The sequence below is a fragment of the Micromonospora sp. NPDC049275 genome (assembly GCF_043197115.1).
Classification (GTDB): Bacteria; Actinomycetota; Actinomycetes; order Mycobacteriales; family Micromonosporaceae; genus Micromonospora.
Map to the genome: position 1 here is coordinate 257,821 of NZ_JBICSN010000006.1, position 14,952 is coordinate 272,772.

Genomic DNA, 14,952 nt, shown 5'->3' on the forward strand with positions numbered 1-14,952 from the left:
TTTCTGCTTATGATCACCAGACGGCTGCGCCTACGCGCTGTCGCATCGGGTGCGGTGGCCGCTGTGGCCATCGCCACGGCCACGGTCCCGCTCACCGCACCGGCGGTCGCCGGTGCCGCCCAGCCGAAACCGGCCGCTGTCCCGGCCGGACCGCTCGGGGTGGACGCGGCGCTGGCTCAGGCGAAGCGGACCGGCAAAAAGGTCGAGGCCACCGCCGCCGGCACCTCCACGCAGACCCTGAACGCGCTACCCGACGGCCAGCTCCTGCTCAGCCAGAGCGTCATGCCCAACCGCAAACGCGTCGGCGACACCTGGAAGCAGCTCGACCCCACCCTGACCCGGCGGGCCGACGGCGCCATCACACCGACCACCACCACCCACGACATCACCCTGTCCGGCGGCGGCACCGGACCGATGGCACACCTGGTCAGCGGAGACCGGACGCTCACCCTCACCGCCCCCGTCGCCCTGCCCGCCCCGACGCTCGCCGGGCCGACCGCGACCTACGCCGACGTCCTACCCGGCGTGGACCTGACCGTCACCGTCAACGCCCAAGGCGGCTTCTCCCACGTCTTCGTGGTCAAGAACGCCACGGCCGCGAAGAACCCGAAGCTGACCACCCTGGAACTGGCCACCACCGCCAAGGGCTTCACCCTCAACGCCGACACCGCCGGCAACATCAGCGGCCGAGACCGCACCGGCGACGCGGTCATCACCGCACCCGCACCAACCATGTGGGACTCCTCCGCGAGCACCGCCAGCGCACCGACCACCCGCAGCGGCGCCGCATCCACGACCACGGCACCCGGCCGGGCCGCTCGCACCGCCGCCATCGGAGTTTCCATCACCCCTGGCAAACTCGGTCTCAAGCCGGACCGCACACTGCTCACCGATGCGGCGACCGTCTACCCGGTCTACATCGACCCCAGCTTCAACTGGAGCATCAGCGGCCCGCGGATGTCCGGCTGGGCCAGCGTCTCCTACCAGCACCAGTCGACCAACTACTGGAACAACACCCCGGACCCGATCGGCCGCATGCAGGTCGGTAACTCCGGCGAACAACGCTCCCAGACTCTGATCAACTTCCCGGTGCCCTACAGCACCCTCGCCGGCGCGGAAATCGACGACGCCACCTTCAAAATCACCAACACCCGGTCCTGGAACTGCGACAACAAGACCGTCAACATCTACGCCCCGTCCACCACGCTGGCAAAGTCGAACGCCACCTGGGACTACTGGGAAAACCAGAGCAAGAGCCCTCTCGCCGCGTCGAAGAGCTTCGCCTACGGCTACAGCGGCTGCGCCGCAACAGGCGTCTCCTTCGACATCACCAACCAGATCAAAACCGACGTCGCCAACAAACGAGCCACCCGCACCCTGTGGATGGTCGCCGCCAACGACGCCAGTGACCCGAAAAGCTGGAAAGAGTTCCTCGAAACCAGCCCCACGCTCGAGATCCGCTACAACCACAAGCCCAACAAGCCGACCGGAATGACCACCTCACCGAAGACCGCCTGCGCGGGTGGCAGCATCGTCGGCGACGCCTCCGTCTCCCTCTACGCCCCGGTCTCCGACCGCAACGGCGGCACCCTCGGCGTCTCCTTCAAGCTCTGGAAGACCAGCGACGCCACGCAGACCGCCCTGGCATCGTCCAACCCGAACCTGCTCACCTACTCATCCGGCTCCACCGGCGTGCTGATCGTGCCGTTGACCACCCTGCGCAGCGCAGCCGCCGGCGCCATCACCACCTTCTCGTGGAAGGTCCAGGCCACCGACTTCCGGACGCCCAGCGACTGGTCGGCCACCTGCACCTTCACCTTCGACCCCACCCGTCCCGGTCACCCGTCAGTAAGCGACGCACCCACGGGGGCCACCATCGGCCAGCCGGCCACCTTCACCATCACCAAATCCGAAGGCAGCAACGGCACCACACCGAGCGGGTACGTCTCCCAACTCAACGGCGGCCCGCCGGTCGACATCCCCGCCGACGCCACGGGCACCGCCACCTTCACGGTGTCACCAACACGCTTCACCAACACGCTCACCGTCACCAGCGTCTCCGCCGGCGGCAACTTCGGCGACAGCGCCACCAAAGTCTTCAACGCCGCTCCCGCCGCCACCGCACTCGACGGCGACATGACCGGCGACGACGTCGCCGACCTGCTCACCGTCGGCAAGGCAAACACCCTGCCCTCCGGCCTCTGGCTCGCCACCGGCAGAAACGGAACCGGCGTAGACCCCATCACAGCGAACATCGGAGCCCGCGGCAACGGAACCACCGGCAACGAAGACCCGTCCGACTTCGACGGCGGCCAAGCGATCTCCGGCCACTTCTTCGGAGCCGGATTCCAGGACGTCCTCGTCTACTACACCTCAGGCGTCAACGCCGGCAACGGCATCGTCCTGCGCGGCAGCGGCGACGGCTCCGTCATCCAGCCCTACAACAACCAAGCAAGCATCTCCGGCGACCTACTACTCGACGCCAACGGCAACGCCCCACTACAACTAGCCAACGCCGGCGACTCCCGAACCACCGGATCCACCTTCCCCGACCTGATCGGCACCAGCGGCGACGCCACCAACGGCTACTCCCTCAACTACTACCCCACGAACCCCGGAGCCGGCCTCTACTACTACCCAAGCAGCACCACCGCGCTGACCCCGACCGGCGGCATGGACTGGAACAACTGGACCATCACCACCACCCAACTCACCAACGGCACCGCCATGTTCCTCTGGAACCACAGCACCGGCGCCCTACACCTCTGGACAAACCTCGCCTACAACCAGGACACCCAACAACTCACCTACACGCCCTACACCCTCTCGACCAACTGGAACCGCGGCGCAACCCTCAACCTGCGCGCCGCCGACATCAACACCGACGGCACCCCCGACCTCTGGACCATCGGCACCGACGGGATCGCCACGACCTGGCTGGTCACCGCAATGTCCGCAAACACCGGCACCATCACCACACAACCAGCCCAGACCCTCATCACCGCCGACCACGCCTGGCAACTCAACGACGCGGAGACCGGCGCGGTGGGCACCGCCCTCGACACCGTCGGCACCCTCCACGCGACCGGCAACACCGGTGTCAGCTGGAGCACCGGGGACATGTTCGACCCGGACGCCGTCTTCAATGGCGCCAGTGGCACCCTTACCACCCCGACGTCGGCGGTGAACACCAGCACCGACTTCACCGTCTCCGCCTGGATCAAGCCCGCTGTCCTCGGCGGCACCGTCGTTTCCCAGAACGGGACCAACACCGCCGGCTTCAAGCTCTACACCGAGGCCGGCGACAAGTCCTGGCGCTTTGCCATGCCGCGTACCGACACCGGTACACCGACGTACGACACGGCGAGCGCCGGTGCCAACACCGCGCGGGCGGGCGTGTGGACGCAGGTCACGGTCAACTTCCAGAAGTCCTTGAACCTGATGACCATCTACGTCAACGGGGCGAACGTCGGGCGGGTCAGCCACAACACCGTCTTCAACGCCACCGGCGGGCTGCGGATCGGTAGCCACAAGACTGCCGCCACCACCTACGGCGGCTGGTTCAATGGCGAACTGGCTTTCGTCCAGACCTGGAATGAGGCCTGGAGCGTCGCGCCCGCGCCGAAGGCGCGCTATGCCAACATCGTCGCCACCAAGACGGACGGAACGCTCTGGTACTACCAGAACACCGGCGTCATCTCCCAGCCGTACGGCTACGGCAGCCTGATCGGCAGCGACTGGAACGGCTTCGACCGGGTGATGACCGGTGACATCAGCGGCGATACCTACCCCGACATCGTCGCCACCAAGCCGGACGGCACGCTCTGGTACTACGGCAACAACGGCAGCCTCAACCCGGGCCAGCCCTACGGTTACGGCCGGGTCGTCGGCGAGGGCTGGGACGATCTGCCGAAAACCATGGTCGGCGACATCAACGGCGACGGCTACGGCGACATCATCAGCCTGCGGAACGACGGCAACCTGATCTGGCACCACAACCGGTGGGCGACCGACTCGACCAACCCGTTCTACGGTAGCGGTCTCACGATCGGCACCAGTTGGACCGTGTTCAACCGGATCATGGCCGGCGACATCAACGGCGACGGGTACGCCGACATGATCGCCACCAAGTCGGACGGGACGCTCTGGTACTACCCGAACAACTACGTCAACAGCCCGAACTGGCCTTTCACCACACCGGTCCAGATAGGCGCGGGTTTCGGCACGTTCAACCGGATCCTGCCGGGCGACGTGAGCGGTGACGGCTACGTCGATCTGGTGGCCACCAAGTCCGACGGAACCCTCTGGTACTACGGCAACGACATCAATACCAACAGCAACGGCAAGCCGTACGTGCACGGACGCCTGATCGGCACCGGCTGGACCGCGTACAACCGGATCTTCTGATCCGTACAGGTGGAGGGGCCGTTCGTGGCGCAAGCCGTGACCGGCCCCTCCCGCGTGGATCGCCGATGACGACGTCGCCGTCTCGTTCGTCCGGATCACCCCGGGCGACTCGATCCTGACATGCACGGTGGGCCACGCAGAGTTATCCATCACGCACCCTCTGGCGCGAACACTGTTTCGTGCACAAGACCGCGAAAGATCACGGAATCACAACGAAGATCAGCCGCCGATGCCATCAAACCCATCTCAGTAAGTTCTAAAAGGACAGCATTCTGTGAGCGGAGGCGTTCCCGGCAGGCCGGCGCGACTGCTTCAATGTGGCCGCCAATCCGACGTGTCAGCGCGATCGCGTCTGAGCGTTCGCGGCACATCACTCACGGGGAGTTTCTGCTTATGATCACCAGACGGCTGCGCCTACGCGCTGTCGCATCGGGTGCGGTGGCCGCTGTCGCCATCGCCACGGCCACCGTCCCGCTCGCCACACCGGCCACCGCCGCCGCTCCTGCGACGCCGAAACCCGCCGCTGTCCCAGCCGGGCCACTCGGGATCGACGCGGCCCTCGCCCACGCCAAGCGGACCGGCAAGCAGGTCGAGGCCACCGCCGCCGGCACCTCGACCGAGACCCTCACCGCCCGCCCGGACGGGCGGCTCCTGCTCAGCCAAAGCGCCATGCCGAGCCGCAAGCGCGTCGGCGACGCCTGGAAGCAGTTGGACCCCACCCTGGTCCGGCGAGCCGACGGCGCCGTCACGCCGACCACCACCACGCACGACATCACGCTGTCCGGCGGTGGCACCGGGCCGATGGCACACCTGGTCAGCGGGGACCGCTCACTCACCCTGACCGCCCCCGTCGCCCTGCCGGCCCCCACGCTCGCCGGGCCGACGGCGACCTACGCCGACGTACTGCCCGGCGTGGACCTCACCGCCACCGTCAACGCCCAGGGCGGGTTCTCCCACGTCTTCGTGGTCAAGAACGCAACGGCAGCGAAGAACCCGAAGCTGGCCACCCTCGAGCTGGCCACCGCCGCCAAGGGCTTCACCCTCGACGCGGACGCGGCCGGCAACATCAGCGGGCAGGACCGCACCGGCGACGCGGTCATCACCGCACCCGCGCCGATCATGTGGGACTCCTCGGCGGGGACCTCCAGTGGGCCGACCGCTCGCAGCGGCGCCGCATCCACGACCGCGGCTCCCGGCCGCGCCGCTCGTACCGCCGCCATCGGGGTGGCCATCGCCCCCGGCAAGCTCGGTCTCAAGCCCGACCGCAAGCTCCTCACCGATGCCGCGACCATCTACCCCGTCTACATCGACCCCAGCTTCAACTGGAGCGCCAGCGGCCCGCGGATGTCCGGCTGGGCCAGCATCTCCTACCAGCACCAGTCGACCAACTACTGGAACAACACCCCGGACCCGATCGGCCGGATGCAGGTCGGCAACTCCGGCGAGCAACGTTCGAACACGCTGATCAACTTTCCGGTGCCCTACAGCGCCTTGAAGGGTGCCGAGATCAGCTCGGCCACCTTCAAGATCACCAACACCCGCTCGTGGTCCTGCAACCCGAAGCGCGTCAACGTGTACGCCCCGGACACCGTGCTCACCAAATCCAACGCCACCTGGAACTACTGGGAGACGCAGAGCAACACCCGGCTGGCGGCGTACGGGAGCTTCGCCCACGGCTACAGCGGCTGCGCCGCCGCCGGGGTCGCCTTCGACATCACCAGCCAGATCACGACGGACCTCGCGAACAACCGCACGGCCGCCCGCACCCTGCGGCTGGTCGGCGACAACGAGGGCAGCGACGCCCAGAGCTGGAAGGAGTTCCTGGAGACCAGCCCCACGCTGGAGATCCTCTACAACCACAAGCCGAACAAGCCGACCGGGTTGACCACCTCACCACGGACCGCCTGCACCGGGTCGATGATCGGGGACAACCCGGTCTACCTCTACGCCCCGGTGTCCGACCCCAACGGCGGCACCCTCGGGGTGAGCTTCAAGCTGTGGAAGACGTCCGACGCCGCGCAGACCGCCCTGGCGTCGTCCAACCCGAACCTGCTCACGTACTCGTCCGGCAGTACCGGCGTGCTGATCGTGCCGGCAGCCACGTTGCGCGCCGCTGCCGGGGGCGCGGCCACCAACTTCTCCTGGAAGGTCCAGGCGACCGACTTCCGGACGCCCAGCGACTGGTCGGCGACCTGCAACTTCACGTTCGATCCCACCCGGACCGGCGCGCCGGACATCAGTCAGCCGCAGGGGCAGCCGCAGATCGGTGAAGAGATCAGCTTCGCCATCACGCCGCCGAGCACCGGCACCCAGCCGGCCAGCTACAGCTACCAGCTCAACGGCCTGCCCCCGGTCAGCGTCGCCGCCTCCGCCGGTGCCGCCACGGTGGTCGTGAGCCCGACCCGGTTCACCAACACGCTCGCGGTGACGAGCCTGTCGACCGGCGGGAACTTCGGCGAGACCGCCACCGTCACCTTCAACGCGAACCCCGCCGCCACGGCGGCCGACGCGGACCTCACCGGTGACGGCGTCGCCGACCTGTTGACCATCGGCGCCCGCAACGGACTGCCGTCCGGCCTCTGGCTCGGCACGGGCATGAACAGCGGCGCGGTACGCACCACGGTCAACGACCTCGGAGCCCGCGGTAACGGCGTCACCGGCAACGAGGACCCGTCCGACTTCAACGGTGGCCAGGCGATCTCCGGTCACTTCTTCGGCTCCGGCCTGCAGGACGTCCTCGTCTACTACACCTCGGGCACCAACGCCGGCAACGGCATCGTCCTGCGCGGCAGCGGCGACGGCTCGGTCATCCAGCCGTACAACAACCAGGTAAGCGTCTCCGGCGAACTACTTCTCGACGGCAACGGCAACGCCCCACTACAACTGGCCAACGCCGGCGACTCCCGAGCCACCGGAAGCACCATCCCGGACCTGATCGGCACCAGCGGCGACGCCACCAACGGTTACTTCCTCAACTACTACCCCATGGCCTTCGCCGCCGGCCTCTACTACTACGGCGGCAGCACCACGACCCTGACCCCGACCGGCGGCGTGGACTGGAACAACTGGACCATCACCACCGCCCAGCTCACCAGCGGCACCGCCATGTTCCTCTGGAACAGCAGCACCGGCGCCCTGTACCTCTGGAAGAACCTCGCCTACAACCAGGACACCAACCAGCTCACCTACACGCCGTACACGCTCTCGACCAACTGGAACCGCGGCGCGACGCTGAGCCTGCGGGCCGCCGACGCCAACTCCGACGGCACCCCCGACCTGTGGACCGTCGGCGGCAACGGCCTGACCACGGCCTACCTGGTGAGCGGGCTCGGCACCACGCCGACCATCGCCATCCAGCAGGCGCAGGGCCTGGTCACCGCCAAGCACACCTGGCCGCTCAACGGCGGCGCGGCCGGAGAGACCGCGGCGACCGCTGTCGACATCTCCGGCGGCAGCACCCTCACCGGCACCGGCAACGCGAAATGGCACGAGGGTGACCTCTTCAGCCCGGACCTGCGCCTCAACAGCGATGCCACCGGCACTGGGGTGGACGCCAGCGGCACCGGCAGCCTGGTCAGCGCCGCCAGTCCCGTTCTGATCGACACCACCAAGTCGTTCAGCGTCGCCGCCTGGGTGAAGCCCACCACCGCCGGCAAGATCATCCTCTCCGAGGAGGGGGCACGATCCGCCCGCTTCATCCTCTGGCAGGAGCAGAGCGACAACACCTGGCGGTTCGGGATGGCCCGCTCCGACGGCGACGCCTGGTCGTACGACCAGGCCAAGAGCGCGCCCAACGCCCAGCTCGGCGTGTGGACGCACCTGGTGGCGACCTACAACGCGACCACGAGCACGATGGCCCTGTACGTCAACAACAACCTGGCCGGCACCGCGCAGCACGCTGCCGCCGTGTCCTGGCCGAGCACCGGGCGCTTCGTGATCGGCCACTACCGCTACCAGGGCGCGCCGAGCTCGTACTACTCCGGCCAGATCAGCAACGTGCAGCACTGGGACCGAAGCTTGAACCCGGCCGAGGCCACCGCACCGGGCAACTACGCCCAGCAGGTCATCGCGCCCAACATTCGCGACGTCACCGGCGACGGCCGGACCGACATGCTCATCATGCAGAGCAACGGTGACGTGCTGCTGCGCCGCGGGACGAACCTGGACGGCACGCTGACGTTCGACGCCGGCATCGTGGTGTGCGGCAAGTGCGGCGGCTACGACTCCTTCAACATCGCCGACGCCAACAACGACGGCAAGGTCGACCTGTTCATGCGCCAGAAGAGCACCGGCGACATGTACGTCTACCCGAACACCGTCGCCACCGGAGACCCGGTCTGGACCACCCGCCAACTGGTCTGTGGCGGCTGCTTCAACTTCGGCGTATCCGATCTCGGCGACGTCAACCGGGACGGCAAGACCGACCTCTTCATCCGGGAGAACAGCACCGGCGACATGTACGCGTACCTGGGCAACGGCCCCACCGGCGGCGCGATCACCTGGAGCAACCGGATCCTGCTCTGTGGCTCCTGCGGCGGGTACGACAACGTGAGCGTCGAGGACGCGACCAATGACGGCAAGGTCGACCTGATCATGCGCAACAGCGGCACCGGCGACATGTGGGTCTACCCGAACACAGCAGCCAGCGGAACCCCCACCTGGGCCCCCCGCATCCTGGTCTGCGGCATCTGCCGTGACTTCGACATGAGTGGTCTCGGCGACGTCACCAACGACGGAAAGGTCGACCTGGTGGTCCGGCGCCGGAGCAACGGCACCATGACCCTCTACCCGGGCAACGGCGCCCCCGGCACCGTCGCCTGGGCTGCGCCCTCGCTGATGTAGTCGACGCACCGAACCCCCGGGCACCCACGCGCGTCGTGGTGCCCGGGGGTTTCGCGTATCTGCGAGTCAGACCAGGCCGGCGTCGCGCAGCAGCATCCACAGGCCGGCGCCGTCCGGGGCGGACAGCCACTTCTGCCCCACCGGCCCCGACGACGGCCGGCCCGCAGGGGCAGGCAGGCTACCGGCCAGGACCGACTGCGTCGGGGACAGCCGGCGGATCGCCACCCCGGCGACGTTCTCCGGGTGGGCGGCCGCAAACTCCCGGTAGATCTCCTGGTCGTGCTGGCCGTCGTCGCCGACCAGCAGCCAGCGCACGTCGGGGAACTCCTTCGCCAGCCGGGCCAGGGTGGAGCGCTTGTGCTCCATGCCGCTGCGGAACCACCTGTCGGCGGTCGGACCCCAGTCGGTGAGCAGCAGCGGCCCGGCCGGGTAGAGGTGCCGGGACAGGAACCGCGTCAACGTCGGCGCGACGTTCCACGCGCCGGTGGAGAGGTAGAAGACCGGGGCGCCGGGGTGGGCGGTGACCAGCCGTTCGTAGAGCACCGCCATGCCGGGCACTGCGGCGCGGGCGTGCTCGTCGAGGACGAACGTGTTCCACGCGGCGAGCAGCGGCCGGGGCAGCGCCGTCACCATCACCGTGTCGTCGATGTCGGAGAGGATGCCGAACTTGACGTCCGGGTCGAGGATGCGTACGGGCGCGTCGACCGGCTCGGCGTCGGGCACGCTGAGTCGGACGGTACCCCACCCGGGCGGCAGGTCGGCCTCGACGAGCATGTCGACGAAGCCGCTGCGATCGGCGCGGGCCTCGTGCCGCACTCCGCCGGCCTCGATCTGCACGGTCACGTGCTTGGCGGGCAGCGTGGTGAAGCTGCGCCAGCCCCGGACCTTCTCCAGCCGACCCCGCTGGCGGGTGTCCGGACGACCCAGCAACACCCGGCACATCACCCGCACCCAACCCGGACGGCCGTACCCGGTGTAGGCCACGATGTTCATCCGCCAGCCGGTGCGCCGCAACCGACGCTCCACGAGCTGGTGCACGGCGTCCTCGATCCGCGCGGCCCGGTGCAGGTTCGGCACGGCCAGCTGGCCGGCGGGTGTGGGTGGCACGCGCCAACCCTGCCACACGTCGCCGGTCACGGCCACGCGAGCCGGCCTGGCCGAAGCAGACCAGCCGGGCCGAACCAGACCAGCCGGGCCGAAGCAGACCAGCCGGGCCGAAGCAGACCAGCCGGGCCGAACCAGCCGGGCCGGGCCAGCCGGGCCGGACCAGCCGATCGACCACGGCCGCCGGGCCAGACGTGAAACACTCCGTTCGGGACGACGACGGGGGCGTGGTCGTGTCGCATCCAGAGCAGCACCGCGGGCCGTGGCGTCCGCGACTCGACCGGCCGGCGCTCGTCGCGCTCCTGGTCGGGCTGGTCGGTGTCGGGTACCGGCTGATCCTCACGCTGTACACCGTGCCGGTGTCGAACAGCGACGAGGCGACCTTCGGGCTGGCCGCTCTGCACATCGGGCAGGGCCGCGAACGCCCCGTCTTCCTGTACGGCCAGCACTACATGGGCATGCTGGAGTCGTACCTGGCCGCGCCGCTGCTCGCGGTGGCCGGGCCGAGCTGGCCGGTGCTGCGGCTGCCGATGCTCGCGTTGTACGCGGTCTTCCTCTACCTCGTGTACCGGCTCACCCGCCGGCTCTACACGCCGTGGTTCGCCGTCCTCGTCGTCGGCCTGCTGGCGCTGGGGCCGGAGCGGGTGGTGCGCGACCAGCTCACAGTTGTCGGCGGCCGGCCGGAGGTGAAGCCGGCGGTGCTGCTGATGCTGCTGATCACCGTGGGGCTGGCCGCCGGGACGGTCCGGCACCGGCGACTGGCCGTCGCGCTGTTCGGGCTCCTGGTCGGGCTGGCCGCCTGGTCGGACTGGCTGATCCTGCCGTACCTGGCGGTGGCCGGGCTGGCCCTGGTGTGGGCGGTGCGGCGGGAGCTTCTCGGCTGGTCGGGGCTGCTGCTGGTGGCGGGCTTCGTGGCCGGGGTGGCACCGATGATCGTCGACAACCTGCGGGCCGGGCCGGGTGAGGACTCGCTGACGGTGTTCCGGGAGGTCAGCACCAAGGCCGGCCCGTCGCCGCAGTGGTCGGACCGGATCTCCGGCGGCCTGTTGGAGGGGGTGCCACTGGCACACGGGCTCTGCCCGGTCGACGGGTGCGGCCGGTGGCAACAGTGGTTCGGGCTGCTCTATCCGGTGCTGCTGGTGGCCGCCGCCGTGCTCGCGCTCCTCGCCTACCGCCGGGCCGCCCGCATGACGAGCGGCACGCAGGCCGCCGCCACGCCGCCCGGCACGCGGGGCGAGACCACGCTGCGGGGCGCGCGGGTCGGGCCGGTGGTGCAGCTCGCGCTTGTCGTCGGCGCGGCGTTGACCCTGCTGTCGTACGTGCGCAGCCCGCTCGCCGCGACCAGTCCGCTGGACAACGCCCGCTACCTGTCGGTGCTGCAACTGTCGCTGCCGGCGGTGCTCTGGCCGCTCTGGGTGGCGGCTCTCGCCTGCTGGCGGGGCACGGTGGGCGCGCTCGGCCGGCTGGCCGGCGCGCTGGCCACCGCCGTGCTGGCGGCGCTGACCGCGACGACGCTTGTGATGACCGTGCTCTTCGCGAGCACCGGCACCGCCGCGTCGCGGACCGAGGAACGCCAGGCCCGGGAGTTGGCCGCCGCGTTACGCGCCAACGGCCCCCACGAGGTGTACGGGGACTACTGGACCTGCAACCGGCTGACCTTCAACACCGACGAGTCGGTGGTCTGCGCGGTGCTCGACGGGGATCTGTCCCCCGGGCAGAACCGCTACCGGCCCTACTGGCGGCAGGTCGGGCGGGCAGCCCGGCCGGGCTACGTGGTGGAGGTCGACTCACCGATGGACCGGCGGCTGCGCCGGCTGCTCGGCGACCGGCCCGACGCCGCAGCGGTACGCGAGGTCGGCGGCTATCGCGTGTACCACCCCGACACACCGGTGCGGCCCTGGCGGTAGCGGCGGGTCGTACGCTGGCCGGGCCGCCGTTCCACCCGCCCGAGGAGACCCGATGCTCATCCTGCTGCCGCCCTCGGAGGGGAAGGCCGACGCCGGCACCGGACGGCGGTGGACCCCGGACAAGCTCTCCCTGCCGGAGCTGAACCCGGCCCGCGAGCGGGTGCTCGACGCGCTCGTGACCCTCAGCGCCGGCCCCGACGAGGAGGTCGCCCGTGCCGCGCTCGGCCTCAGCGAAGGCCAGCGCGGTGAGCTGCGCCGCAACGCCCGGCTGCGCGCGGCGGCAACCGCCCCGGCCGAACGGCTCTACACGGGCGTGCTCTACGAAGCGCTGGAGCTGGCCACCCTGCCGTCGGCCGCACAGCGGGCGGCCCGCCGGTCGATCCTCATCAGCTCCGGACTGTGGGGGGCGGTCCGTCTCGCCGACCGGATCCCCCCGTACCGCTGCCCGATCGGCGCGCGCCTGCCGGGCGTCGGGGCGCTGTCGGCGTACTGGCGAAAGGAGCTGGAGCCGGTCCTGGCCGGCGCGGCGGGTCGGGGGCCGGTGCTGGACCTGCGCTCCGGCGCGTACGCCGCCACCTGGACTCCGCGCGGGGAGCTGGCCGAGCGGACGGTGACCGTGCGGGTGCTGCACGAGCGGGAGGTCGACGGCGTACCGGTCCGCTCGGTCGTGAGCCACTTCAACAAGGCGACCAAGGGACGGCTGGTTCGTGACCTGCTGATCGTCGGCGCTCGGCCGCGTACCGCCGCGGAGCTGATCGGGACGCTGCGGGAGCTGAAGCACACAGTCGTGGAGGAGCCCGTGGCCGCCGGCCGGGTCCGGCAGGTGGACCTGGTCGTGACCGACCTGTAGCGGCGCGGCAGCCGCAAGATTTCCTCAAGGCTGGGCGGAATGCGTTCCGCAACGGGCGCGTGGGGGCCACGGTAGGGGAACCCAGACTCCGACAAGGGAGCCTTCAGTTGGCCCGCGATCCCGCCCTGCTCGACCGGCCCCATTCGCCGGCGACGCCTCCCCCGCTGGACTGGCTGACCCTGGGCGACGCTTTCGAGGCCGCCTGCCTGCTGCGCTGCACGGCACCGCCGACCGGCGCCCGCTCGGCCGCCGCACTGCCGTCGCACGCGCCGGGTGTCGAGTTCAACCGGGAGGACGCCGCGCAGCGGATGCGGCAGCTGCTCGCCCGCCTCGACATCCCGGTCACCCAGGAATTGACAGTCGGCGGTCTGCGCCGCCGCTACGAGCTGCACCGACTCTGGGTGCCGCCGGAGCACCGGGGGGCGTACGCCCGGATGGTGGATGCCGGGTGGTGGCAGGGGCGTCGGGAGCTGCTGGGCGGTCCCGTGCCGGGTGCCTCACCGGCCCGCCGCCGGTGGACGTCCCGGCTCGCGGCGGCGGCGTGGCGGTCGGCGCTCCTGGCCGGCGGGCGGCACGTGCGGCGGCACATCCTCGGCGTACGCCTCACCGACCGGGAGTTGGCCGCCGTGCTGATCCGCAGCGCGGCCGTGCTCGACGTGCCGGCCGTGCTCCGCCCGGGCACCGGCTGTTTCCTGGTCAGCGTGGCCGACGGGCCGGACCGGGAGCGCATCCTGCGCAGCGCGTCGATGGAGCCGGCCCGGGGCGTGGCGGCGGGGCCGGCCCACCGTCCGGCCTGCTGACCGGCACCCCTCGGCGGCACCGACCGGTACGGGCTTGCGCCGATGCGCCGTAGCGCGCACAGTGCACCGCGTGAGTCGTACCTCCTCGGGTCGCGCCGGTCCACGCCGAGCGGGAGCGGCGGCGCTGGTGCTGGTCGTGGCACTCGCCGCCGCCGGTTGCCGGGACGACCCGGCCGAGCCGATGGCGATCCGGATCGCCACCGGCAGCCCCACCGCCGTCTACTACGCGTTCGGGCAGTCCCTCGCCACCATCCTCAACCGGGAGCTGCCTGGTGTACGGGCCAGCGTGGTGATCACCGCCGCCTCGGCGGAGAACGTCCGCCTGGTCGGTTCCGGAGCAGCCGAGCTGGGCTTCACCCAGGCCGACGTGCTGCCCAGCAGCCCGGCGCTGAACCCGTCGGTGGACGCGGTGGCCCGGGTGTACGACGACCAACTGCACCTGGTCACCACCGACGGCGGCCCGGTCCGCACGGTCGGCGACCTGCGTGGCCGGCGGGTCTCCGTGGGCGCGGCCGGCTCGGGCACCGAGATCACCGCCACCCGGCTGCTGGAGGTGGCCCGGCTCGGCGGCGACACGGTACGCCGGGAACGGCTCGGCCTGGACGACTCGGTGCAGGCTCTGCGCACGGGGCACATCGACGCGTTCTTCTTCTCCGGCGGTCTGCCCGTGCGGGGCATCGAGGAGCTGGCCGGGCGCAGCGCGACCCGCATCGTGGACCTGGGTGAGTGGACGGAGCCGCTGCGCGCCCGCTACGGCCAGGTCTACGTCTCCCGCGACATTCCCCGTTCGGTGTACGGCATGAACCCGGTGACCACTGTCGCCGACCCGAACTACCTGATCGTGCGGGCCAACCTGCCGGAGCCGCTGGTGCGGGAGGTGACCCGGCTGCTGATGGAGCGCCGGGCCGAGCTGGGCGCGGCGCATCCGGCGGCGGGGCGGATGAGCCCTCGCTCGGCGATCGCCACCGCGCCGCTGCCGCTGCACCCCGGGGCCGCCGCCTGGTACCGGGCCGCCAAGCCCTGACGGTCGACGGGCGGGCCA

General features: G+C 70.3%; 7 protein-coding genes. 6 read left to right on the forward strand and 1 reads right to left on the reverse strand.

Going from position 1 to position 14,952, the window contains the following annotated elements; genetic code table 11:
- Nucleotides 1-9 precede the first annotated feature (9 nt).
- Both ACGFIE_RS20685 and ACGFIE_RS20690 read left to right on the forward strand, forming a co-directional pair.
- A complete protein-coding gene (locus ACGFIE_RS20685; protein WP_393296788.1) occupies nt 10-4,407 on the forward strand; it encodes a LamG-like jellyroll fold domain-containing protein in 4,398 nt (1,465 codons plus the stop codon).
- 393 nt (nt 4,408-4,800) lie between these two features.
- Entirely contained in the window at nt 4,801-9,249 is a 4,449-nt protein-coding gene (locus ACGFIE_RS20690; RefSeq protein ID WP_393296790.1) for a LamG-like jellyroll fold domain-containing protein, read from the forward strand.
- Nucleotides 9,250-9,315: 66 nt separating this feature from the next.
- Here ACGFIE_RS20690 and ACGFIE_RS20695 read toward each other — a convergent pair whose 3' ends face one another.
- Complete coding sequence (locus tag ACGFIE_RS20695; protein WP_363688650.1) at nt 9,316-10,356, reverse strand: phosphatase domain-containing protein; 1,041 nt, start codon at nt 10,354-10,356, stop codon at nt 9,316-9,318.
- A gap of 230 nt (nt 10,357-10,586) precedes the next feature.
- On the opposite strand from ACGFIE_RS20695, the gene ACGFIE_RS20700 reads away from it, so the two are divergent.
- The 4 genes from ACGFIE_RS20700 to ACGFIE_RS20715 all read left to right on the forward strand — a co-directional run bounded on the left by ACGFIE_RS20700 (nt 10,587) and on the right by ACGFIE_RS20715 (nt 14,934).
- On the forward strand, nt 10,587-12,260 hold the full coding sequence (locus ACGFIE_RS20700; RefSeq protein WP_393296793.1) for an ArnT family glycosyltransferase: 1,674 nt from the start codon (nt 10,587-10,589) through the stop codon (nt 12,258-12,260).
- A gap of 52 nt (nt 12,261-12,312) precedes the next feature.
- Entirely contained in the window at nt 12,313-13,110 is a 798-nt protein-coding gene (gene yaaA / locus ACGFIE_RS20705) for a peroxide stress protein YaaA (protein WP_393296795.1), read from the forward strand.
- Nucleotides 13,111-13,217: 107 nt separating this feature from the next.
- Nucleotides 13,218-13,910 carry a hypothetical protein gene (locus ACGFIE_RS20710; RefSeq protein ID WP_393296797.1) on the forward strand — a complete coding sequence of 231 codons (693 nt, stop codon included), beginning with the start codon at nt 13,218-13,220 and terminating at the stop codon, nt 13,908-13,910.
- 61 nt (nt 13,911-13,971) lie between these two features.
- A complete protein-coding gene (locus tag ACGFIE_RS20715) occupies nt 13,972-14,934 on the forward strand; it encodes a TAXI family TRAP transporter solute-binding subunit (protein WP_393296799.1) in 963 nt (320 codons plus the stop codon).
- The last annotated feature ends 18 nt before the right edge of the window (nt 14,935-14,952 follow it).